Raw genomic sequence first — 23,814 nt, 5'->3', positions numbered from 1 at the left:
ATATACGTGAAGGAAAAAGAAGAATAAGAAAAGAGCAAAATAAGTACTTTACTGTACATTCATATCTTCAAAAATTTGCATAGCTTATTAATTTTACATTCTGCACATAACGGCTTTTTTGCCTTGCATATATACCTTCCGTGTAACACTAAAAGGTGATGAGCTACTTTTAAAAAATGCTTTGGTATTACCTTTTCTAATATAAGTTCAGTTTGAAGTGGTTTTTGTGTATTACAAAGTCCAACTCTATTAGAAACTCTAAAAACATGAGTATCGACTGCTATTGTATTTTTATGAAATATTACATTGAGTATTACATTAGCTGACTTTCTACCAATACCTGGAAGTTTGATGAGTTCTTCGAGAGTATCAGGCATATCTCTATTTAGGAGTAATACTGCACATTCGATAATATGCTTTGCTTTAACATTAAAGTAGTTGATAGATTTAATATACTGTTTCAGATTTTCTACTCCTAATTCTATAAATTCTTTAGGAGTTTTAGCTACGCTAAATAATTTATCTGTCACTTTATTAACCATTATATCGGTGCTCTGTGCAGATAATATTACAGCTACTAAAAGTGAGAACGGATTATAGTAGTTAAGTTCTATTTGCGGCTTAAAAATAGAAGAATGAAGTATTTCGAATACTTCAAGTATTTCTCTCTTTTTTAGTAGTGTCTTGCCCATTTATAACTTTATATTATTCAATGCATAACGCATATAAAACTGTTGCACTATGGAAAATACGTTACTAGTAATCCAATATATCATTAATCCCGAAGGAAATGAAAGCGATACGAATAGCATTATAACAGGCATTATTTTAAATGCTAAACTGTGCTCAGGGCTTTGAGGTACGCCATGCATCTGTACTTTTTGTTGTATAAATAACGTACCTGCCATAAGCAAAGACAGTAAATTTAAATTCAGTATACTTGGGAGTGATATATTAAGTAACCCGAATAAATTAAAGATGTTACTAGGATCTGGAATCGATAAATCAGTAATCCAAAAAGCAAATGGGGCATGTCGCATTTCTATCGCTATCGAGAAGATCTTATATAACGAGAAAAAGATTGGAAGCTGTATTAAAAGCATCAGTAGTGTACGCAGTGGCTTTATTTTATAACGCTTATATAACGTCATCGTAGCATTATGTGCCGCTATCTTATCATTTCCATACTGTTGTTTAATCTTTTCTATCTCTGGAGTAATAAGACTGATTTTCCTAGTATTTTTTGCTCCAGAATATGCAATAGGAGCTAGCAAAGTTTTAATGATAATTGTAAGCAATATAATGGACACTCCAAAATTATTGGTTAATTTATTGATCTCCATAAGTAATGTGTATATCGGTACTACTATGAAGTATAGTACTCCGAAATCCATATTTTTACGAAAAAGTGTTAGAGAATACTTTTCTTCGCATTGTTGCACTATTGAGTGTTGTTTAGGTCCCATGAATAATAATATTTCAGATTTTTCCCCTAATGACAGTGCATTATTTGCTCTCATCATCACTCTATAGCCTATTAATTTTGTTCCTTCTACTTCTACCGATTTAGCGATAAATTTCATACTACTGGTTTGGTGAAAAAAAGTAGCTAATAGCCAATATTTCTCCCCAATACCAAGCCATTTAATATCGTTAGCGGCCAACCTTTCATCATCTGATTGTCCTATTTCATACAGCTTATCATTTTTAAAGTACATTATGGAGTACTGATATTCTTTAGTATTTTTTTGAATTTTTACAGAAGGATAAGTGGTAATTTTTATAGGAAACTTTCCATCAAACCAGTATTTGACAGACAAAACATAATTTTCTCCTATTTCAAACGATATATAAAATTTCACTCCATACTTATTTTGAAATTCTAAGGTAGCACTATCTCTAGTAGCTTTATAAAGATTCCAATTACTTTGAGCGGAAGGGTAAAAATCTTCAGGTAACTGTTCAGAAGAAGTACTATGAAGTCCAAAAATACATTTATAGTTTTGTGGAGAATTATGCTTGTTATATAAGAGGTCTACCGCTTCTCCATTGTGATCGGAGAATTTCTTTAAGTTTACTTCATGTAATATTACACCTAAGGGATTAATACGAACTCTTATCAAATCATTCTCTATGTCAATAAGATTCACGTTTTGTAAAGTTGTATCCTCCGTAAGATCTACAGATTGTTCTAGGTATTCATACTTTCTTGCTAATGCTTCCTGCTTTTCGGAATCTTTGATAAAGAACGGTACCACGAATATCTGCCACCCAATCAAAAGAGATATACAGAGTAGCAGTACAGCAAAAAATTTTTTATCCATATCTAAATGAAATTTTTTGCAAATGGTATACATGACATGCATATAAGTAAATACTAATTGCGAAATAGCAACTTTGCGTGTACCCTACGTGAGATATTATGTGCTAAAATACATCAAATATGCCGATAAATAGCTTATATGACGTCATAAAAAGCGTGAGATTCTCAGAGAAAACTGAACTACTGAAAAATATGAAAGTGAGTTCGAAGACAGGAGAAAAAGACAAAAGAAAATATACTTTTGTTGTTTCTAAAGACGCAACCAAGTTGCTTGTACAAAAAGCCGTAGAGAAATTCTTAAATGCAAGCGTAGATAAGGTAAATATCATTAACGTGAAGCCTTCTGTAAGAGTGTTTCGTGGTAGAAAGGGAGTGGTGTCTGGTTATAAAAAAGCTGTAGTAACCCTTAAAGAGGGTGAGCAATTACCTGAACTTTCATCTTAAGTTGATGATGTTGCGTACAAAATCACTCTTTTCACGGCAATAATGGTGTTTTATGCGCCTGTAGCTCAGTGGATAGAGCGTTACCCTCCGGAGGTAAAGGTCGAAGGTTCAAATCCTTTTAGGCGTACCACTTTTCTTCGATTTTATAAACTATTTTATGTGCATACCTAGATGAGTAAGGATGATATGATAGAAATGTATGGTAAAGTTATAGAGCTTTTGCCAAATGCTATGTTTAGAGTGGAGTTGGATAATCAGCATCAAATTATTGCTTATACTTCTGGGAAAATGAGAAAAAATAGAATTAAAATATTAGTAGGCGATAGAGTTACTGTTGAGATAAGTCCGTATGATTTAAGAAAGGGCAGAGTTATCCATCGTACTGCTGGTACTAAGAAAGTGGAGGAGCTGTAGAGAAGCTTATAACTTTCAAGGGATTAGTATAAAAAAATAAGCTTTCCCATTTAACTGATATTTTGATAAAATTCCTAGCACATTATTCTTTATAAAGTTGCAATTACTCCTGAATTGCTTCTAAGATAGGTTATTTTAAAAAAAGTGATTTGCTGCACATTTAGTTCTTATGTGATTTTCTATATTAAACTTTAACTATAATATCAGGAATCATTTTATGCGAAAACCACGTTACTTGTCTTTTAGCGTAATTTCTCGTCTTTTGTTGCATCGTTTCTAAGAGTTGTGGATACGGTAAATCGCCTTTAATATGCTGCATTACATCATGTAAGCCTATGATACGTGGTATATCTTCTAGTGGAAAATGAATTTTATGAGCTTTTTCCATAATATTTTCTACTTCTTTGATAGCACCATTATGCAAGATATTACTTGTTCTATAATTTATCTTTTCGTACAAAAATCTTCTATCAGGATGTAACCATACACATATAACTTTTTTATAACAATCTTTTAGTCCTTTATGAATTATTTTCTTCACTTCTCCATCTTTTGATAGTAAACCATGAAAAAGAACGTACATATAAAGACCAGTGCCTCCTACAACTATCGGAGTTATATTGTTTTCACTAGCATGTGATATTTCTTCTAATGCCATATAAAACCAGTCAGCTACACAAAAACGTTTTTTACTTAATACATCATAAAATCCGTATAGATAATGTGGTTTTATATTTTTAGTACTATTTAATGGCTGATCTGTAAGAACATCTACTTCTTGGTATACTTGAGTAGAATCACCATTAATAATACATGCAGGAAATATGTTAGCAAGTTTCATAGCGAAATCAGATTTACCGCTACAAGTCTCTCCATAAATGAATAATACAGTTTCTTTATTTTTTGCAGCTGCATGTAAATACCTCACCGCATGATCTATTGTACACATCATAGTGGTGGTATTATGTGAGGCAAAACGAAATTTCATTCCATTAACAATATCCTTTTTCAATTAAAATGCATCCTAGATGTGTAACTGAACACAGTTTTTATAACTCTCTTATATGTTTTTACGCTATTATAACAGAATTCATTTTCGAAAAACAGGACGAGATTTTCAGATATACAAAATTTTATTCCAAGTAAAGGAGATAATATATCTTTACTATGAATATAGTAACGCTAAAGTGAATTGCATTGCAATGAACATTGATATTTTGATGTATACAAACAGAGTCTTAATGTTAGTTCTAGGAGAAGAAAGTAAACTTCTAGTACGTTCTATTAGTACTGTCCAAGAAATATTAGCTACGAATCAAGTAGAGCCTGAAGTATATACTTTGAAAAGTAGAATATTCGAAGCTTCTATCTTTATGAATATATTGTTCGAATCCAGAGAATTATTGGGAGCAATAGTTGTAGTAGGAGACGTTATACTATTTCCCTCAGTTTTTGATAAGTATTCAACCATATGTAATTTGATCAGCAGTATTACCAACTTCGCAACAATTCAGAATATGCCAATTGGAATAATAGTAATTGAACCTAAAATGACTGAGAAAGAAGCAATAACTTATAGCAGGGAAGGAGTAGTTACTTGTTTAGAATTAATAAAGCTTAAGGAGGAAAATACAATGCTTGAGAGAACTTCTGGTATAAAAGTGAGAACAGAACCAGAATTTGATTAATATAGTTATTATGAGACGTCTATGATAAGATTCATAGCAAATTAGTATAGTATATCACCAAAAAAAGCATGTTTCTCTCTATATTAAACGTATCTTCGTATCTTCCTACAAGATGTGTTACTAATGCAGATATTATAGCAAATATAGATTCAAGTGATGAATGGATTAAGAGTAGAACGGGGATAGCTCAGAGATATATAGCAAATGGAGAAGATGAAACTACGACATTAATGTCGTATAATGCATGTAAAAAACTTTTTGAAGGAGTTACGTCAATATCTCCTAACGATATAAATTGCATAGTAGTGGCAACTACAACTCAAGATTCATCATTTCCATCTACTGCCAATATGCTTCAAAATAAGCTTGGAATCCAGAATGGTAAATGCTTTAGCTTCGATCTGCAAGCGGCATGTTCAGGCTTTACGTATGGTATGCATGTAATAAATGGATTGCATATGCTTCATAGACGTTCTTCTACATCTCCTTTTAGAGCACTTCTTATAGGAGCTGATATAATGTCAAGACTTGTAGATTGGAGTGATAGGAATACATGTATATTGTTTGGAGATGGTGCTTCTGCAGTATTATTATCAGATAATATAGCTGATTTCTCGCATATCAGTGAGAATGCAGGTATTATAGGTACTAATATTATTGCTAATACAAACGAAGTTGGTTCTTTGTTTGTAGAAACTCCTTTAGGGAATGGGAAGTTACGTATGAATGGAAAAGAGGTTTTTAAAAAAGCTATAAGTGGGATGGTGCAGATGGCAACTTCCCTAATAGAAAAAAACTCGATAGCATTAACGGACATAAATTGGTTTATACCACATCAGGCTAATATAAGAATTATAAATAATGTTGCAGATATTTTAGGAGTTAGTATCGATAAATTTATAACTACTATAGAAAAACACGCAAATACTTCCGCATCTTCCATACCTTTAGCACTAGAAGATGCTATAAATAGTGGAAAACTCCAAAGAGGAGACTTAGTCATGCTACTGTCAGCTGGGGCAGGAATGACTTTTGGAGGAGTAATAATGAGGTATTGATGACGAAATACACCAACTAAAAGTGGTGACCCCTGCGGGAATCGAACCCGCGTTACCACCGTGAAAGGGTGGTGTCCTAACCGCTAGACGAAGGGGTCTACGCTCCAAACGTACTCAATAGCTTTGTTAATGTCAATCACAAGTATGAAATGGTATATGAAATATTTGTCATTATCTCTCTAACTGAAATAAAGGGACGAATAAGTTTTTTTTGATATAAGATATGAGTACGAAAAATTTTAAAATCTACTAATATGGAGTGCTTTTTTGAGTATAGTTGAAGTTTTATTATAAGCTTTATACAATCTCATTTATTGGCGATGTGTTTTATTAAAATAGCATCGACTAACGATGTATTCGTTTATAAAAAATGAGCAACATACGCTGCGACAACTGCGGTGCAGTATTCAGAATGCCGGAGGGGGCTTTATTGACGGATCATCCAAGATTCGTACGATGCAGTATATGCGAACATGAATGGCTTGCTGAAGCTTCTGATCTTATTCCAGAACTTATTGGCCAGTATGATACAATACACTCAGTTGAAAATGCTGGGTATGTTGAAGGAGAAAATTACTTAAGAACAAAAAAAGTAATTTTTAATATCATATGTTGCTTTTTAGTATTATTTTTACTGATAAATATATTTATATTATTTTTTATCTCCAAAGCTGAGTTAATTGGTTCCACCTTTCCATTTGCAAGAGCAATCTATGAAAATTTAGGATTAGAATTTTGGTCATGATAATTACTCGTTTTGCACCTTCTCCTAGTGGATATTTACATATAGGTTCAGCTCGGACTGCACTTTTTAATTGGATTACTTCTAGGAAAAATGGAGGGAAATTCCTGTTAAGAATAGAGGATACAGACTCTCAGAGAACAAAGGAAGATGCGGTTGATTCTATACTAGATAGCATGTCATGGCTTGGTATAACTTGGGATGATAAAACTGTTTTTCAGTCTCTTAATAAAGTACGACATCAAGAAGTTGCTTATTCTCTTGTAGAAAACGGAGCAGCGTATTACTGTTATATGTCAAAAGAGGAGATAGATAATTTCCATCAACTACATCCTACAAAAAAACTTATTAGTCCATGGAGCGTAGCCGTACCACCACCGCCTATAGAAGGGCGCAATCCAGTAATAAGACTGAGAGTATCCGGTTGTATTGATAATAATGCTGAGCACGTATCTTTTATTGATTCAGTGAGAGGGAAACTTACTGTAGCTCGTAGCGAGTTAGATGATATGATATTGCTTAGATCTGATGGTACCCCAACATACATGCTTGCCGTTGTAGTAGATGATCACGATATGGAGATAAATCATATCATCAGGGGGGATGATCATATTTCTAATACGTTCCGTCAAATACTTATATATAATGGGATGAAATGGGATGTGCCAAAGTATACTCATATTCCTTTAATTCATGATATGGATGGACAAAAGCTATCCAAAAGAAAAGGAGCAGTATCAGTCGAGGAGTATAAAAAAATGGGGTATCTCCCTGAGACCTTACGAAATTATCTGATAAGATTAGGGTGGGGAGGAGACGGTACTACGGAGATAGCAGATATTTCCGTACTTTTATCAAAATTTTCCATAGATGAGATTTCTAAATCTCCATCTCGCTTTGATATAGCTAAATTGCGTAATATAAATCTTCATTACATTAGAAATTCGTCTTCAGAATATTTATTCAATTCTTGTATTGAGATGTTACGTATTCATGATACGAAGAGCATCCTCATTAATAATGAGGTATACATTAGTAAATTGAAGTTAGTAATTAATTGTAGAGAATTAATAGATAGATTTTGTACCCTCGAAGAATTAGTATTATTTGTTGAAAGATACATACTACCTTCTAATAAAGACATTGTCATCCATTCTACTGAAAATGGTGATAATTTAGGTGATAGTACTATATTGCAAGAATTTTTAGTACTCTTACAGGACGATAGTAGTGAACAGATTTCGTTGAATGAAATAAAAACGATACTTGAATCATTATTTGCTATAGCTGTATCTTTAGGAATGCAAAAAGGAGCTTTAATGCAATGTATCAGAAGAAGTTTAATGTTTGGAGAAAGTCACGGACCGGATGTAAAATTGATAGCTTCTTTTTTAGAAAGAAATGAAATAATAAACAGAGTACAGAATTACCTTATAGCAATTAATAGATAATTTAATATTACTAATATAGTATTATATTGTAATTTCATTCAAAAGAAGTTAAAATTAAATATTGAAATATCTAATTGATGATTGATATGCAAACAAATAAAGCTGCTACGAATGTGACGGCGCCGGAAATGACGTCAATAAAAAAGAAATTTGAAGATATTGAAAAGAAAATTTCCTTTTCTTTTGATAATGAAAGTGCTAAAGGAGAGAACGGTAATGTTTTAGAAGCTTTCAATAAAGGAATTGAAGAAATAATGAACGAATACAATACCGTTCAACCACTTCCTGGTAATGATTCTAGAACGGCTATTATTAATGGTATGCTGGCATATCATTCTCATATGCTATTGAATAAAGTACTTGCTACAATCCCAAATACCGAAGAAGGCAAAAAGCTACTGGAAAGTAATACGTTAGCAGAATTTTATGATGCTATTAATACTAATGCCAGAGAATGTAAAGAATCTGTACGTACTAGTCCTCTTAATTATATAGATATGAGTACAGCTTTGGGGAAAAGTAGTGCATTAGAAGCTATAAGTAAAGAACCTCCCATAACGCAATTATATGAAGATTTACAAAAAAAGATTAGAGGAGAGGATGGAATCCAAATAACTCTCAATTCTGCTGATATAAAGCCTTCTACTGTACCCAAAATCGCTATGTTACTACAAATTAACGATCCAGAACAAACGGCAAGATGTGCAACTGCTGTAGAAATACGTAAAGATATAACATCTCCTCAGGGAAAGGAGCCTTATGCAATTAATTATGATAGCAATACCAATACACGTAAGAAAGCTTTTGCTCTAAAATATGTGACAGCTGCAGCTGCAGCTGCAGCAACAGGTGCTGCTTTATTTTTCGGAACTCGTGCATTATCAAAACTTATTGCTCCTATGAAAGTTATACCACATGTTTTGATAATAAGTGCTTTTACAGTAGGCGTTACCGCACTCGTTAAAAAAGCAATATCTAAGGTAACTCATAAATCTAAATCTCCTATGCTTCCTAACATAACAAGTTCTAATGTTGAAGTAAAAGGTTTTTCTTTACCAATTCCAGAATTCGAGCAGTTAGGAGATTCTGTTGCTTCTAAGACTTTTGGAGCTCAAAAAAGTGAAAATCTGAAAGTAGCAATATCTAATGAAGATTTTAAGAAGATAACAAGTAATTTGAAAAACGTAACTCGTGTCGATACAGAAATGAAAGTTGCATTGAAAGAATCGCAAAACGCTCTTGTAACACCAAAGAAAAGTGGAAAAAGTATTTAAAAGAATGATCTTATAATTAGAAGCAGTAATCTAAGCTTTATACTTCTTATGAATTATGCGTATTTTCTTATTAGATATATTGGTATTTTATATTAAGTAGTGTATATATAGTCCGTATATAATGCAAATGAGTATAATTTTTCCATATGAACGTAGAAATAGAAAACGTTATGCATTCTCAGAGGATAATAGAAACTCTTGTGAAAGAACATGATATAACTCAAAATGAAGCTTCTAAAATATGGGATTCTTTTTGTCGTAACATCATGGGTGCTGTGATGTCATACGCAATTGTATCAATACCAGGGTTTGGTATGATTCAAATGTATGGAAAAGAACAAGATAGCGTCGTGATACATTATTTGAATATGCATAGTGCAAAAAGCGTAAAGCATGCAGTAATGTTAAATTTAACTAAAAGTTCTAAACTATCTAACAGTTCACAGTAATCAGTGATTTCTTCTGAGATTGGTATAATTTTCGATAGCTTTTCAGCAAAACCTGTTGTATGTTACTATCGTTAGTACACGACTTTTAATTGTAATTTCCATAGTAACGTCATGAAAAACGATTTAATAAAGACTCTTTCGGAATTATCTGTTGCTGAAATCGCAGCTTTGGTGAAAGAGCTAGAAGAAGCTTGGGGAGTTTCTGCAGCCGCTCCTGTTGCAGCAATTGCCCAAGTAGCTGCTCCTGCTGCAGAATCTCAAGAGAAAACGGCTTTTGACGTCATCATTACAGCAATAGACCCTAATAAAAGAATGGATGCGATGAAAGCAATTAAAGAAGTTGGCGCGCTTGAGGGGCTTGTTGCTGCTAAAGCAATAGCTGATGAGTTGTCATCAGGTGGAGCTAAAGTTCTCAAAAGTGAAGTTACTAAGCAAGAAGCTGAAGGATTTGCAAATACACTTAAAGCTGCAGGTTGTACTGTAGAAATAAAATAATTCAACTATCTAGAGATAGTAAGTTTGTTTAAGTAAGTTCAGAAATTCATCATGAAAAAATCAAAAAAACATACCAATGTTTTTTTGATTCATGGTGTATCTTTTGTGAAATTCTGTTAACTGTTAAGTTTTTTTTTGCTAGAAAAAAAGTATATCAAGTACTTATTTTTTGTTATTTCCTACCTATCTTGCTTCGCATTTGCTAATAGATGAAGCACTGAGGTTCCTGTAGTACTAACTTGATTGGTATAGTTTTTACACCATTAGCCTCCGTAGATATTTAAGAATTTAAGTCCGTATTTGTCTGTTGTCTCCGTTTCCTTACCATTGTCTTATATATTTAGTGTATCTCTGTAGGGATAGATAGTTTGAACTTCATAAAATGCTATGACAATCATACTATACCTTTGATGTCATTTTAGAAATCTTTAGAAGCTATATTATTTCATTCCCTATAGGGCGAGACATGTTCATATTATCAGTTTTTTGCATTTTTCTTAATGCTTTTCCTTCTATTTGACGGACTCTTTCTCTTGTTACACCAAGTACTAAGCCAATTTCCTCTAATGTCATTTCCATAATAAAACGTTCTCTAATAACTCTTTCTTCTCTAGCTGTAAGATTAAGTACCAGAATGACAGTAGTGTAGTATTCTAACCAATCTTTTGCAGCAATAGTACCAGGACTTTCTCCAACTTCTCCTTCTATATTGTTTCCAGTTTCGTTTTGCTCATCATTAGTAGGAGCATTTAAACTTGCTGGATCTCTTGAAATTCTTATAATCTCTCTTACTTTCTTTACTGAAATTCCAGTATGTTCGGCTATTTCTTCGGAAGTTGCTTCACGATTGTTACGATGAGATATTTCTTTTGCTGCTCTGGTTATTTTATTTATGCTTTCAGCCATATGTACCGGAATTCTTATTGTACGAGCTTGATCGGCAATAGCTCTAGTAATTGCTTGTCTAATCCACCATGTAGCATACGTAGAGAATTTATATCCTCTTTTATATTCATATTTATCTACCGCTTTCATTAAACCTATATTTCCTTCTTGCACTAAATCTAAAAAACTCAATCCTTTATTTAAGTACTTTTTAGATATCGAAACCACTAAACGAAGATTCGCCTCCATCATTTTTTTCTTTGTCGTGATTACTGTTAAGGAAAGCTTTTCTATTTCTACAATGCTTTTCTTAAACGACCAAATGTCCAGAAATGATTCTTCTGCTATCATAGTAATCTTTTCCATTGCTAACTCTAATATCTCGCTTCTAAGAATATTCTTAGTATCATTATCTACTTCTAGCGAATTTATAAAATTACTAAATTTAGTTTGCATTACGGAAAGTGTTTGCCCAGTCATATTCTTTTCATAAAACTGCATCACTTCCGTACGAGATAGAGAGTCTACATAACGAGAGAAAGAATCTGCTATCAATTTTTCAACTTCTTCTAATTTTACCTTAGTATTTTGTATTTTTCGCATCATTTTATTGATAGTACTTTCTGTAATTTTCACTTCTGAAAGTATGTTATACAATTCTGTAATCATGCTTTCATATTGTGGATTTTTAAGAAGTTTCATCTTTTTATCCTGTAGAAACATTTGTAATACAGGTCTTTGCATATTGATAACCTGATCTACAAAAGTGTACATCATCTCAAACTGTTCTAGTATCTTAGGATATATTGCACTATGGATTTGGGAATCAGTTTCTCCCATTTGATGATAATCCATAACATCTTCATTATCTAACTCATCTTCCATAGATAGAGGTTTTACGTCTTGCATAGAGTGATGAGCTACTACACTTTCTATATCAACTACTTTAGCAATTTGTATACTACCTATTTTTATATCTTCTATCATTTGCAAAAGCGCCCTAAGAAATAGCGGATGTCGTAATAAAGCTTTTCTATATTCTGCAGTAGCAAGTTCAATCTTTTTTGCAATTTCCATTTCATCTTCTCTAGTGAGAAGTGCTGTAGAAGCAATCTTAGTTAGATAGTATCGTACGTGATCTTGGTTCTTACCTCTTTCATCGGTATAGATTTTTGTAATATTAACAGGAATTTCTTCTTCTTCTCTTTCTTCAGCTTCATAACCTTCTTCCATATTATTGATTTTCCCTTTTAATTTATCATCAAAATCTAAATTTTTTTCATTCTTTGACTTTTGCTGCATCTCACCTACTTTGGTATTTTTTGACTTTACAACTTGTGTAGCGGAGAGCTTTTTATTTTTTCCTAGCATAAAAACGTCATATAGATGGTTAGTAATTAAAATTTATCATTTCTTTTTTTCAATTTCGCTATGTTTTTAAAATAACTCGTTACCTTGCTAAAAGTAGCTTTAAAAGCATATTTTTCAAAATCTTCTATAGTACCAAGTGCTGTATCTGAGATTGATTGAGATAAGTCGATTTTATCATATTCTTCTTTTTTCTGCTTCCACTCATTTAGCTCAAAATAACTAAGAAGAGTTTCTAAATTAAGCTCTTGTAAAATTTCTCTTTTCTCTATAAAAATAGCCTCTACTTCTTTCATTTCATCAGTATTATACGTGCTTCGGTACTGTTCACCGTAAGTTCTCATTGCTTCACTAATTTTCTGTAATTTTTTATCACCTATTTGTAAATCTTCTAGCACAGATAATACTTTTTCATTTTTAAGATAGTGCAGATTATGAGATAAGAATGCTAGTAAATCCATAACTATTGCTTCAGAAAATAAAGTCTTTTTAGTTTTATTATTTGTAGTGATACTTTCTAGAGGCTTTTTATCATTTTTATTTTCTTTTTTTAGATTCCATAGTCTTCCTCTCAAATAATAGAGACAATCTTTTTTAAAATCATGCTGAAGAATGTTTTGAGAAATTTCGACGATCTTGCTATCTATCATAGCAAATCTTTCTGGTTTTGATGGAGCTTGTGTTGTGTCACATATATCATCAAAAACCAAATCTAATATAGAAAGACTATTTTTATCAATCTCTGCTAATAATTCCGAGGAAGTCTTAATATGTAAAAATTCATCTAAATCTTTTTCAGAGGTAGTAGAGAAAAAAGCTGCAGTAACAGTTTTCGATATAATTTTTATAAGAGAGTATGCAAGTCTGAGCGCAGCACTTTTACCTGCATTATCATTGTCCATACAGATAACTGGATAACTCTTCGCGAGATCACATATTTTAACTACGTGTTCTACGTTTATTGCAGTACCTAGTACTGCAACGCCTGTATAAATTTCCTTACTAGCTAGTTTTAGTACATCCATATATCCTTCAACAACAATGATCCTGCATCCAAAATCTGAAGCTTTGTGTGATATCTTAGTGTTTATTGCTCGCAATGCATGATGTATTCCATACATCGTATTACTCTTTTTAAAAAGCTCGGTCTCATATGAATTTACATACTTTGGAAGATGAGTATCATGTATCGAGCGTCCCCCCCATCCTATGGTACGACCATTTATATCCATAATTGGAAAAATTATCCTTTTATGAAAGATTTCGACTTTCCTCCCATTATGCAAACGTATTATTTTTGTGTCATCTATATATTGTAGTAAGTTCTCTGCTTTCAATTTTTCTAGTAACTCTTCTACATTACCTGAGGAATAACCAAGCTTATATCGCTCAATTACTTCATCACTAATACCACGTTTTTTAAGATACTCTATTGCCTCTTTTGATTTGCGTAAGTTCTTATGATAAAAGTCCGTAATAACGTTATGGATATCGTATAACTTATCTATTCTTGCAGATGACTTAATGGTAGGAAGCTGTATTTTATATTGCGTCGCCAGCATTTTCACCGCTTCGCCATTTGACACTTTATGATATTTACTGGCAAATGTCACAACATTTCCACCTATACCACAACCAAAACAGTGAAAAAACATCTTTTCGTCATTCACATGAAATGATGGAGTTTTTTCGTTATGAAATGGACAAAGACCAACTTTTCTATTATTTCCAACTGCCTTTAGTCTTACAAATTGTCCAATGTGATCGGAAATTCTAATTTTTGAGGAGAGTATATCTACGATATTCATGGCAGATAGATGATAATAAAATTATTATATTAAAATATTGTTTATTATATTAAATTTATTCTATAAATACAGATTATTCAATCAAAAATCAGGATCCTCGTAATGAGGAGGAGGGGAAAGAGAAAGTATCCTGTCTTTTAACACCGTTCTAAAACTTGGTCGAGATTTTATCAATGAATACCATCCCTTAATTCTTTTATTAATAGTATTCCACATAATATCTCCAGTATAATCTAGAATAGATATTTGAGCTGCAGCACTGTAATCCGCAATTGTAGGTGTACTACTTTCAATATAGTTACTTTCAGCTAGCGATAGTTTCAAATATTCCATATGTATATGCATATTTCTTAAAGCATTTCTTATACTTGTTGAATTGGGAGGAATACGTTTAGTGGTAAAGTTCACAATTTTTTGCTGTATAATGGGAAGAGTAACATCATTAAAAAATTTTGTACAAAACCACTCAACATTAAATAGTATTTCAGCTCTCTCAAAATTTTTTAAAAAAGACGGCATTACAGTATGCCCAAATATATCATTTTTATTTATTATATAATCTATTATACCCCATAGATTCTTTATTACTGTATTATCTTGAAATACCATAAAAGGCAAAGTACCAAGTGGGTTAATTGCAAGTATTTCATGATTGTCATGTACGTAATTTTCCTCTACTAGGTGCAATTGATATTTTTGCTCTAGTAGAGCAATTCTTACCATCCTTGAAAGTGGGCATATAGAAGAATAGTGTAGCTGAACGATCTTACTATTATCGATACATTCTACTGACTCAGTTTTCATTTTTATTATTATCTTGCTTTATCTCACTACTTTGAGCACCACATTTTTTTTTAGAACGCATTACTTCTTTTCTTCTCGCTAAATTTTGCTTCAATTGCTGTGCTAGACGTTCTTTTTTACAGGAATTTTTATTCATATCTATAGTACAAAAAGTACATACATTATATAATTTTACTGGATAAAATGCAAAACAAAGGGTTGCTGTTCTAGCGATACTACATTATCTGGTAGTACTTTTTCCATAAAATCGACAAAAATTGGTAATGCAATGTTTCTACCATAAGCATTTTTGCCTAATGTTTTTGGTGTATCGAAGCCAATATATATACCTACTGTATACCTATCACCACAACCAATAAAGAACACGTCCTTACTATCATTAGTAGTACCGGTTTTTCCTCCAGCATTACTTAACTTAGTGTTCTGAAATTTCTCTTTAGTCGCGTGTTGAAGCAGGGTAAGTGCCTGTAAAGCTATATTTTTTTCTATGATTTGTTGAGAAGATATATCATAAAATGTCTCATAATCTTTATTAGTGTTTTCATTCATATCTCTAATATTCTGAGCATATGATTCATTTATCGAAATATGTTCATTTTGTTGTATTATGTTTCCAGCTTTATCATATATTATATTTATAAGTTGAGGATTTATCTTATGTCCATGGCTTGCAATCGTATTATAAGCACTTGTAATTTTAAGAAGAGTTGTCTCTAATGTGCCAAGAGCAAAAGAATATCCGATACGAGAATAATCTATATCGTCATCATATAATCCAAATTGTTTACAAAGTACTACAACTTGAGGTAATCCAAGTTGCATCAGTAATCTTACTGTTACTGTATTCCTTGATAGAGCAAATGCGTCCATCAATGAGATGTTTCCCATAAATTTATCATCCCAATTTTTAGGACTCCATATTACGCCATTACCGGCATCAAGTGAAATTGGCTCATCTGAAAGAATAGATGAGAGGGTATAGTTTTTCTTAAGTGCACTTAAGTATATGAAAGTTTTCATCAAAGAACCAGGTTGTCTCTTTGCAAAAAATGCACGATTAAAATAGTCATGCTGTAGCAAAGGATTCTTATATCCACCAGAGAAAGCTAATACTTTACCGGTAAATCTTTCAAGAACTATAATTGCTCCATTTACTTTAGGTATTCGATAAGGAATGTACTCATTTTTTTGATTTTTTGTGATCAGTAGTACATCTCCGATGTTGAATAAAGTATTTTTAAGATTGTTATGCTTATTATAAGCTATTGTGAAAATAGTAGAATCTAAAGCCAATACTGATAAATAGGTATCAGTCTTTTTATCCACTACCCCGATTGAGATAACATTATCGTGATATGTAACTTCATTTTCATGTAGAAATTTAGTTTGCAAATTACGTAATAAGGCAATTTTTGCTGACTTATGTGATGTACTGTCATAATTAGGGATATGATCTATAACGCTGAGAAATTCTCCATTTTCAGCACTGTACTTTTCTATTCCTTTATTAAGTGCATTCACACATGCATGCTGAATCTCTTTCTCCATGTTAGAGTATATCACCAACCCAGATTCGTTGACTGTATCTATACCATAGATAGCTTTAGCTTCTTCTAGAACTTGATTACCATATTCTGAATAATATATCGAATCCATTGCTTTATTCTTATTTTGAGTTGCCAACGTTAGTGGAGTATTTATAGCTTCTATAGCCTTATCCCTTGTAATGAAATTTTCATGATACATTCGTTGAATGACCCAATTTCTCCTAGTTAATGCATACTCAGGGTTATGAAACGGATTGAGTTTTGTAGGAGCCTTAGGTAATGCAGCTAACAAGGCAGCTTCTTGTAATGAAAGTTCAGATAAATTTTTATTAAAGTAAGAACGTGCAGCAGCTACTATACCATATGAATTATTTCCTAAGAAAATATAATTTAAATAAAGCTCCATAAGAGCATCTTTATCGATAATACTGCTTATTTTATAAGCTAAAATTGCTTCTTTTACTTTCCTCGAAATTGTTTGTTCATTTCCAATAAGAATAGATTTAATAATTTGTTGAGTAATAGTTGAACCTCCAACAGGCGTTTTTCCTTTACCAAGTCTAAATACAGTTTGTATTAACGCTCTTACTATGCCTGTAAAATCTATACCATTGTGTTCAAAGAAACTTTTATCTTCTGCAGCTAAAAACGCATCTATTACAATTTTTGGTATGTCATCAAAAGACACAGGTATTCTATATTCAGCAGATTGCTCTCCAATTATATTACCCGCTACATCATATACTCTAGTGATAGACGAAGGTTCGTAGTTAACAAGAATTTCATAATTTGGTAAATTTATCATAAATCGCAGTGAACTTACCACCACTACAACGATTAAGAACGAAACAAAGAAACAGACGAGGTGCCATATGATTCTGCTTAGAGAAATATTGCTAACTTTATCAATCAATAAATGCACTAAAAGATGGAAAAATCGCTTTTTATTAGCGATTTTTCTTCTGTTCTTTAAATTATTAGACATGAAAAATAAAGAGCTATCTCCTAATAAAACTAATTTCGCGAAAATTTAGCAATTAACTAGGAAAAAATTCTATGTAAATCGCCATTTTTTATTACTAGAATCAGCACTTCCATCGCAAGAAGTGTCTTGAGATGAATTCTCCTTACGATACCTAAGCTTTGTTCTTTGCCTACCATTATCTTCACCATCATTAAAGCTATCGTTTTTAGAATGAGTGGTTCTATGTTCAATATGTGCTGTTAAAGAGATTCTACCATTTTCAGCTTTTATAACTTTAACTTTCAATCTATAGCCCTCAACAAAAAGATTAGCATCATTTTTAGGAATTTCACTTACATGTAATAGTCCTTCTACTCCAGTAGGTAACTTTACAAAACATCCAAAATCTACAACTTTCATTATTAATCCATCATACACCTGACCGACTTCAACATCTTTAGTGATATCTGCTATCATTTGTTGCGCTTTTTCTATTGCTTCCACGCTCCCAAAAATTCTAGTTTCACCTGTATCTCTAATATCTATTTTAGCACCAGAAGTAGCGCATATATGTTTTATTGTAGAGCCGCCTTGACCTATAACATTTCTAATTTTCTCTTTTGGAATTTTTAGTGTAATGGTCTGAGGACTATTGGAAGAAATTGATGGCATATTTATTATAGAATACATAAAATTTAATATACTATCCAAAGATAGTTTAGCTTTATTGAGTACTGTTTTTAATTCACTAAATTGTACTCCAGGAATTTTTATATCCATTTGAATAGCAGTAAATCCATCTCTAGTTCCAGTAATTTTCAAGTCCATGTCGCCTAACTGATCTTCATCACCACTTATATCAGATAACACAATTAATTCATTATCTATCTTTACTACTCCAACCGCAACACCAGCAACATGTTTTGAGATTGGTACACCAGCATCCATTAAGGCAATAGAAGATGCACATACAGTAGCCATTGAAGACGAGCCATTAGAAGATAACACATCTGCAACTACTCTTATAGTATAATCGAAACTTTCTACGTTAGGTAAAATTCCAGAAATTGCTGATAACGCTAAATTTCCATGTCCTATCTCTCTTCTACTGAGAGAAGGACTTGCTGATATCTCACCAACTGACCATTTAGGAAAATTATAGTGAAGCATAAAATTTTCTCTACTACTTCCTATCATCGTTTCAGAGATTTGCTCATCTTGCTTACCACCTAGTGTAATAACTGCAAGTACTTGGGTTTCACCTCTTGAGAATAAAGCAGACCCATGGGCAGTTGGAATATATGAGTGAGATGCTTCAAGCATTCTTATTTCATCAGGCTTTCTACCATCTAGCCTTACTTGAGAGTGCTTTAAATTTTTTCTCATAATACTCGAACTTTCTACGCTTATATACTTATCAACAAAATGAGAAATAGCTTCTATTGGGAGTCCAGTTTCCCAAAGCTCATAAAATTCTGCTTTGGTAATATTATCTATATTTTTAAAAAGAGATTTCTCAGTTTGATGGTTAGAGTACAAATTGGTTATTTCAAGAAGTAAACATTTTCTTAAAATTGAGATATTTTTCTTACGAGCCTTTTTATCTGGTAGTAGATATATTTGTTCCAAGTACTTAGAGATGTTACTAGCCCTCATTAAGTTATTACAGAGTATATTATGTTTCTCTAACTTTGTTTGTATATTTACATGTTGAGAATTCATAAAAACTGAGTTTATTTCAGCAATATCAGAATTGATGTCTTGGTTTTTACTGTTTTTTTCACGGATTTTGTATTCTTGTACAAAGTCTTTTACTAGAGTAATAAGCTTCTCTACATTTGACTCAATCCTAATAGTTTCCAAGGCCGATATAAACTCATCAGTAGTACATTCTGGAAATTTTCCTTCAATCATTACTACAGATGCGTCAGTAAATGCTGTGATAATTTCTGATTTTATATTCTGAAATATAGTTCCTTTCACCATACAAACTGGACCACGAAATGGGAGATCAGAAAGCAATAAAGCAGCAGATACACCAAGTGATGCAGCAATCTCAGGATCAAATTTAGGATCGTAAGAAAGTGTTGTACACGATATCTGAATTTCAGTTTTAGTACAACTCGAATCGAATAGTGGTCGTATCTGTCTATCTAGCCTACGCGCAATTAAAATCTCTCTTTCGCTAAGCTTAGTTTCACGCTTTATGAAACCACCTGGTATCTTGCCGGAGGCGTAAAACTTTTCATGGTAATTTACCTGTAACGGTAAAAATCCCATATCTTTTTCTAATTGAGAGGAAACTACCACGCAAAGCACTGTTGTATCTCCGTATTTTACTACTACAGAGGCGTCAGATTGTGTAGCTAGAGCGCCTGTTTCAAGTTGAACGTAATCGCTACGCAATACAAAAGGAATTTTTGAAGTATCTGATAACATCTAATATTTTTCTCAGTTTATTCTTGGTGTTGCACTATACTTTACAGCTTCTGAGTAGCACTTGATAAAAAATCACTTACGTATACCTAATTTCTTAATCAGTTCGCTATAACGAGTGGAAGACTTCTTCTTCAAGTATTGCAATAACCTCCTACGTGAATTAACCAACATCACAAGACCTCTACGACTGCTAAAGTCTTTTTTGGCCGTGTGTAAGTGCTGAATGATACTCTGTATTTTAGCGGTAAATAGGGCACACTGTACCTCAGGAGAACCTGTATCGTTCTCACTTACACGGTATTGCTGAACTATCTCTCTTTTTTTCTGAGTATCCATCTGCTTATCTCATAAACAAACACCTTACAGCAGGGAGTGTAATATACTAAGATCTATAAGTCTACTAAAATTCTACTTTATATCATTAAGGTGGTTGGATGAATTATCATAATACTTAAATTTTAAGTAATTTGCTTCTTTTAAAAAGACATTTTATAATTTAGTAAATGGAGATGCATTTTGAAATTTGTTCAATACATGGGCATTATTAGCTATCTTTATAGTTGTGACATTTACGCTGCTTCGCATTTTTATTATATCTGCTGTTAAAAAAAATTCCAAATATGAAATAGAATCAGCAGAAATATGTGAAGAGGGTGATTTGACAAAAGTAGAGAGAAAGAAATTAAATACACTTCAAAAGGTAAAAAACGAAAAAATCGCATATGATGACGATTTCGATAGTACAAAAAGGATCGTAGGAATTGTAAAACCTCATGGCTTTTGGACAAAGTTTATAATGGAACGCAGTATCTCAAGAATGTATATGAATAAGCTTACTCATAAAAATAGAGGAAGTTTTTGGGTAACACTTTTAATGTTGCGACAAAATAACCGCAGAAATAGATAGGCGAAAATCTTAGATTACGGTTTTGTTCTACTCCACTTTAATGTGATTGCATGACAAATGTGGGGATATCGAATTAGCTTAATAATTCTCTATTACATATAATCATTTAATATATTTATATTTTATTTATAATGATAAACAAAACTAACCCCTCAAGTACTAAAGGCTTCCTTGATCACAACGTAATACGCAAATGCGTTCACGAATTTTGCGATGAGATACTATTCTATTCGCCTGAAGTCTTAGAATTTATCTTTCAGAAAAAGGGAATATTTTCTCTGAATGAATTGGTACAAAATTATCCACAGATACTGCAATTTCCTGAAGTAAAGGATGGTATTGAATACTTATATTGTCTCATCGTAAAAGGGCGAGCGAGTTTTCTCCCTCAGATTTGGCTAGGTGATGAGATAGTCAATTCTATGGTATCTTCAATAGCAAGACCTATCTTCATGGAAGAGGTACAGATGATGCTACAAAGTCAAGGATACGTTACTCCTAACAACAACTCATCTAACCTACAGCAAAGCCAGCAAGCTGCAGCACCTAGCTTAGAACATACTATTACTGAAGATGAAACCCATGACTCAGATAATGATTTATCAGATCTTTGACATCGTCAAACTTATAGAATGAGAATTGATAAGATTGTCAGTTAGTGTGTTTATACTTTGGATTATAATTGGCTTTGAGATTATAAAAAACTCTTGGCCAATTCTTCAAATGTGAACACACTTGATACTAGCTTTCTCAAAAGCGATTCTCATTCTAAATTTCTTTTTATCTTACCCTAGTTGAGAATCGCTTAATTGGTTTTAATCGCATATACTTATTAAATATCAATATTTATTTATATACAATGATAAACAGAACTAATCTTGAAAATACTGAAGACTTTCTCCTCGGAGATATTAAAGATCTTCTCGATCGCGACCTGATACGTAAATACATTCACAAATTTTGCGATGAAATACTACTTTATTCACCTGAAATCTTACAATTTATCTTGCGAAAAAATGGAGAAGTCTCTTGGGAAGAATTGATACAAAATTATCCACTGATAATGGACTCACCTAAACTAGCATGCGGTGTTTACGACTTACATATTCTCATTCTTGAAGGGCAATCATATTTCATCCCCAGAATTTTACAGAATGATGAAAGGGTAAATGCGGTGATGTCTTCAATAGCGAGGCCTATTTTCATAGAAGAAGCACAGATGATGTTGCAGAGTCAAGAATGTGCCGCTCCTAACAACTCGTCTAATCTACAACATAACCAACAACAAGCACCTAGCTTAGAGCAAAGCCAGTATACTATCGCTGGAGATGAAACTCATGATTCAGATAATGATTTATCAGATCTTTGATATCATTAAGTTTATAGAATGAACTTAATTTTTATTGCAAATTGTTATTTTGTTCTGTGTACTTATTAGATAAGTATATCTATTTACTTAAAAATAATGATAAATAAAAACAATAGTATATTTGATCGTGATATGATGCGTGAAAATATTCATGAATGTTGCCAAAAGATTTTAGCACGTTCACCTCGCATTTTGGAGTTTATTCTTAGTAAAGCTCATAAAAATGAAGTACCTTCTCAGAAAGAATGTGAAAGTTTCCACGAACTAAGAGAGTCACCTGTACTGTTAACTAACGTTAATGAATTATGGCTTACTCTTAATGGAAGACCATACTACCTTACGGATTTTCTTCAGCAGAACGAGCGTGTAGTTTCAACACTCAGTTCAATAGCGAGGCCTATTTTTATGGAAGAGGCGCAGATGATATTGCAGAATCAAGAATGTATTGCTCCTAACAACTCGTCTAACTTGCAGCATAACCAACAAGCACCTAGCTTAGAGCAAACTCAGTATACTATTACTGGAGATGAAACTCGCGATTCAGATAATGATTTATCAGATCTTTGATATCATCAAATTTATAGAATGAGAATTGGAAGTTTAGTATTGCCTTGTAACTTCACTTTCAACGCTATAATAAATAGAAAGAATATCGTTACCTTGTCTCATATTATTCTTTAATAACTACTTATTTTATAATTCAATGATAAATAAAAACAATACTAATTACAATAGCGCTTATGTTGATGTTAATGTAATACGTAGAGACATTCAAAAATATTGCAACCATATATCATTATACTCAGTTCCATTTTTGGAATTTATCTTTCATAGAAACGGAGAAGTCTCTCAAGAAGAGTTGGCTAAAAAATTTCCTGAGCTAGTACATTCGCGCGCAGCATACAGTATTGCAGGATTATGCTTTACTCTTGAAGGAAAACTAGATACTCTGCCTGAACATTTTAGTAATAATGGGCGTATAAGTTTTATAGCACAATCAATAACAAGGCCTATTTTTATGGAAGAGGCGCAGATGATATTGCAGAATCAAGAATGTGTTGCTCCTAACAACTCGTCTAACTTGCAGCATAACCAACAAGCACCTAGCTTAGAGCAAACTCAGTATACTATTACTGGAGATGAAACTCGCGATTCAGATAATGATTTATCAGATCTTTGATATCATCAAATTTATAGAATGAGAATTGAAAGCTAGTATTGCCTTGTAACTTCACTTTCAACGCTATAATAAATAGAAAATATTTCTACTCTTATGTGTAAGAGTAGAAGTATCGAGTGGGGTGTTTGTTACCAGCTCATCTTAAAAAGAATTTTCATATTAAATTCAGCTTCACCTGAGAAACATTTTTTATTAATAATCGTAT

24 protein-coding genes and 2 tRNA genes are annotated in these 23,814 nt (G+C 32.5%); 15 read left to right on the top strand and 11 right to left on the bottom strand.

What is annotated here, in order from left to right; translation table 11 throughout:
- Positions 1-59: 59 nt before the first annotated feature.
- Positions 60-692 (bottom strand): endonuclease III, encoded by a 633-nt coding sequence (gene nth, locus Fokcrypt_RS02435; protein WP_323721952.1) that lies wholly within the window; start codon positions 690-692, stop codon positions 60-62.
- Positions 693-2,324: a membrane protein insertase YidC gene (gene yidC, locus Fokcrypt_RS02430; RefSeq protein WP_323721951.1), complete on the bottom strand. Its 1,632-nt coding sequence runs from the start codon at positions 2,322-2,324 to the stop codon at positions 693-695.
- A gap of 119 nt (positions 2,325-2,443) precedes the next feature.
- Between yidC and rplW the strand changes: the two genes are divergently transcribed.
- From rplW to infA, 3 genes are all read left to right on the top strand, one after another.
- On the top strand, positions 2,444-2,767 hold the full coding sequence (gene rplW, locus Fokcrypt_RS02425) for a 50S ribosomal protein L23 (RefSeq protein WP_323721950.1): 324 nt from the start codon (positions 2,444-2,446) through the stop codon (positions 2,765-2,767).
- A gap of 54 nt (positions 2,768-2,821) precedes the next feature.
- Positions 2,822-2,897, top strand: a tRNA-Arg gene (locus tag Fokcrypt_RS02420).
- Between the two features lie 41 nt (positions 2,898-2,938).
- Positions 2,939-3,181, top strand: a complete 243-nt coding sequence (infA, locus tag Fokcrypt_RS02415) for a translation initiation factor IF-1 (RefSeq protein ID WP_323721949.1) — start codon at positions 2,939-2,941, stop codon at positions 3,179-3,181.
- Positions 3,182-3,365: 184 nt separating this feature from the next.
- Here infA and Fokcrypt_RS02410 read toward each other — a convergent pair whose 3' ends face one another.
- On the bottom strand, positions 3,366-4,193 hold the full coding sequence (locus tag Fokcrypt_RS02410) for a tRNA (adenosine(37)-N6)-dimethylallyltransferase (protein ID WP_323721948.1): 828 nt from the start codon (positions 4,191-4,193) through the stop codon (positions 3,366-3,368).
- 190 nt (positions 4,194-4,383) lie between these two features.
- Between Fokcrypt_RS02410 and Fokcrypt_RS02405 the strand changes: the two genes are divergently transcribed.
- Positions 4,384-4,869 carry a hypothetical protein gene (locus Fokcrypt_RS02405; RefSeq protein ID WP_323721947.1) on the top strand — a complete coding sequence of 162 codons (486 nt, stop codon included), beginning with the start codon at positions 4,384-4,386 and terminating at the stop codon, positions 4,867-4,869.
- 68 nt (positions 4,870-4,937) lie between these two features.
- Positions 4,938-5,927, top strand: a complete 990-nt coding sequence (locus Fokcrypt_RS02400; protein WP_323721946.1) for a beta-ketoacyl-ACP synthase III — start codon at positions 4,938-4,940, stop codon at positions 5,925-5,927.
- Between the two features lie 23 nt (positions 5,928-5,950).
- Here the strand turns inward: Fokcrypt_RS02400 and Fokcrypt_RS02395 are convergent.
- Positions 5,951-6,025: transfer RNA gene (locus Fokcrypt_RS02395), tRNA-Glu, on the bottom strand.
- A gap of 272 nt (positions 6,026-6,297) precedes the next feature.
- Here Fokcrypt_RS02395 and Fokcrypt_RS02390 point away from each other — a divergent pair.
- The 5 genes from Fokcrypt_RS02390 (at position 6,298) to rplL (ending at position 10,338) form a co-directional block, all read left to right on the top strand.
- A complete protein-coding gene (locus Fokcrypt_RS02390) occupies positions 6,298-6,672 on the top strand; it encodes an MJ0042-type zinc finger domain-containing protein (RefSeq protein WP_323721945.1) in 375 nt (124 codons plus the stop codon).
- A complete protein-coding gene (gene gltX, locus Fokcrypt_RS02385) occupies positions 6,669-8,120 on the top strand; it encodes a glutamate--tRNA ligase (RefSeq protein ID WP_323721944.1) in 1,452 nt (483 codons plus the stop codon). Before Fokcrypt_RS02390 ends, gltX begins: the two co-directional genes overlap by 4 nt.
- Before the next feature lie 86 nt (positions 8,121-8,206).
- Complete coding sequence (locus Fokcrypt_RS02380) at positions 8,207-9,394, top strand: hypothetical protein (protein ID WP_323721943.1); 1,188 nt, start codon at positions 8,207-8,209, stop codon at positions 9,392-9,394.
- Between the two features lie 146 nt (positions 9,395-9,540).
- Positions 9,541-9,843, top strand: coding sequence for an HU family DNA-binding protein (locus Fokcrypt_RS02375; protein ID WP_323721942.1), 303 nt, complete (start codon positions 9,541-9,543; stop codon positions 9,841-9,843).
- Positions 9,844-9,954: 111 nt separating this feature from the next.
- Entirely contained in the window at positions 9,955-10,338 is a 384-nt protein-coding gene (gene rplL / locus Fokcrypt_RS02370) for a 50S ribosomal protein L7/L12 (RefSeq protein ID WP_323721941.1), read from the top strand.
- 435 nt (positions 10,339-10,773) lie between these two features.
- On the opposite strand, the gene Fokcrypt_RS02365 is transcribed toward rplL, so the two are convergent.
- The 7 genes from Fokcrypt_RS02365 to rpsO all read right to left on the bottom strand — a co-directional run bounded on the left by Fokcrypt_RS02365 (position 10,774) and on the right by rpsO (position 20,489).
- A complete protein-coding gene (locus Fokcrypt_RS02365) occupies positions 10,774-12,594 on the bottom strand; it encodes a sigma-70 family RNA polymerase sigma factor (protein ID WP_323721940.1) in 1,821 nt (606 codons plus the stop codon).
- A 26-nt stretch (positions 12,595-12,620) separates the two neighbouring features.
- Positions 12,621-14,399, bottom strand: a complete 1,779-nt coding sequence (gene dnaG, locus Fokcrypt_RS02360; RefSeq protein WP_323721939.1) for a DNA primase — start codon at positions 14,397-14,399, stop codon at positions 12,621-12,623.
- 81 nt (positions 14,400-14,480) lie between these two features.
- Positions 14,481-15,203 (bottom strand): glutathione S-transferase family protein, encoded by a 723-nt coding sequence (locus tag Fokcrypt_RS02355; protein ID WP_323721938.1) that lies wholly within the window; start codon positions 15,201-15,203, stop codon positions 14,481-14,483.
- Positions 15,193-15,339 (bottom strand): hypothetical protein, encoded by a 147-nt coding sequence (locus tag Fokcrypt_RS02350; RefSeq protein WP_323721937.1) that lies wholly within the window; start codon positions 15,337-15,339, stop codon positions 15,193-15,195. Before Fokcrypt_RS02350 ends, Fokcrypt_RS02355 begins: the two co-directional genes overlap by 11 nt.
- Before the next feature lie 35 nt (positions 15,340-15,374).
- Positions 15,375-17,555, bottom strand: a complete 2,181-nt coding sequence (locus Fokcrypt_RS02345; RefSeq protein WP_323721936.1) for a penicillin-binding protein 1A — start codon at positions 17,553-17,555, stop codon at positions 15,375-15,377.
- Positions 17,556-17,804: 249 nt separating this feature from the next.
- Positions 17,805-20,153, bottom strand: a complete 2,349-nt coding sequence (locus Fokcrypt_RS02340; protein ID WP_323721935.1) for a polyribonucleotide nucleotidyltransferase — start codon at positions 20,151-20,153, stop codon at positions 17,805-17,807.
- Positions 20,154-20,225: 72 nt separating this feature from the next.
- Entirely contained in the window at positions 20,226-20,489 is a 264-nt protein-coding gene (gene rpsO / locus Fokcrypt_RS02335) for a 30S ribosomal protein S15 (protein WP_323721934.1), read from the bottom strand.
- 187 nt (positions 20,490-20,676) lie between these two features.
- On the opposite strand from rpsO, the gene Fokcrypt_RS02330 reads away from it, so the two are divergent.
- The 5 genes from Fokcrypt_RS02330 to Fokcrypt_RS02310 all read left to right on the top strand — a co-directional run bounded on the left by Fokcrypt_RS02330 (position 20,677) and on the right by Fokcrypt_RS02310 (position 23,609).
- Positions 20,677-21,060, top strand: coding sequence for a hypothetical protein (locus tag Fokcrypt_RS02330; RefSeq protein ID WP_323721933.1), 384 nt, complete (start codon positions 20,677-20,679; stop codon positions 21,058-21,060).
- Positions 21,061-21,191: 131 nt separating this feature from the next.
- Complete coding sequence (locus Fokcrypt_RS02325) at positions 21,192-21,674, top strand: hypothetical protein (protein WP_323721932.1); 483 nt, start codon at positions 21,192-21,194, stop codon at positions 21,672-21,674.
- A gap of 245 nt (positions 21,675-21,919) precedes the next feature.
- Positions 21,920-22,429 (top strand): hypothetical protein, encoded by a 510-nt coding sequence (locus tag Fokcrypt_RS02320; protein ID WP_323721931.1) that lies wholly within the window; start codon positions 21,920-21,922, stop codon positions 22,427-22,429.
- Between the two features lie 96 nt (positions 22,430-22,525).
- A complete protein-coding gene (locus tag Fokcrypt_RS02315) occupies positions 22,526-22,996 on the top strand; it encodes a hypothetical protein (RefSeq protein ID WP_323721930.1) in 471 nt (156 codons plus the stop codon).
- 136 nt (positions 22,997-23,132) lie between these two features.
- The gene (locus Fokcrypt_RS02310; RefSeq protein WP_323721929.1) at positions 23,133-23,609 is read left to right on the top strand and encodes a hypothetical protein; all 477 of its coding nucleotides are present in this window, start codon (positions 23,133-23,135) and stop codon (positions 23,607-23,609) included.
- Positions 23,610-23,814: the final 205 nt, after the last annotated feature.

The organism is Candidatus Fokinia cryptica (assembly GCF_034359305.1).
In the GTDB taxonomy this organism is placed as follows: domain Bacteria; phylum Pseudomonadota; class Alphaproteobacteria; order Rickettsiales; family Midichloriaceae; genus Fokinia; species Fokinia crypta.
The sequence above is the reverse complement of the archived record's forward strand: the minus strand, read 5'-3'. Positions and strand labels throughout refer to the sequence as shown.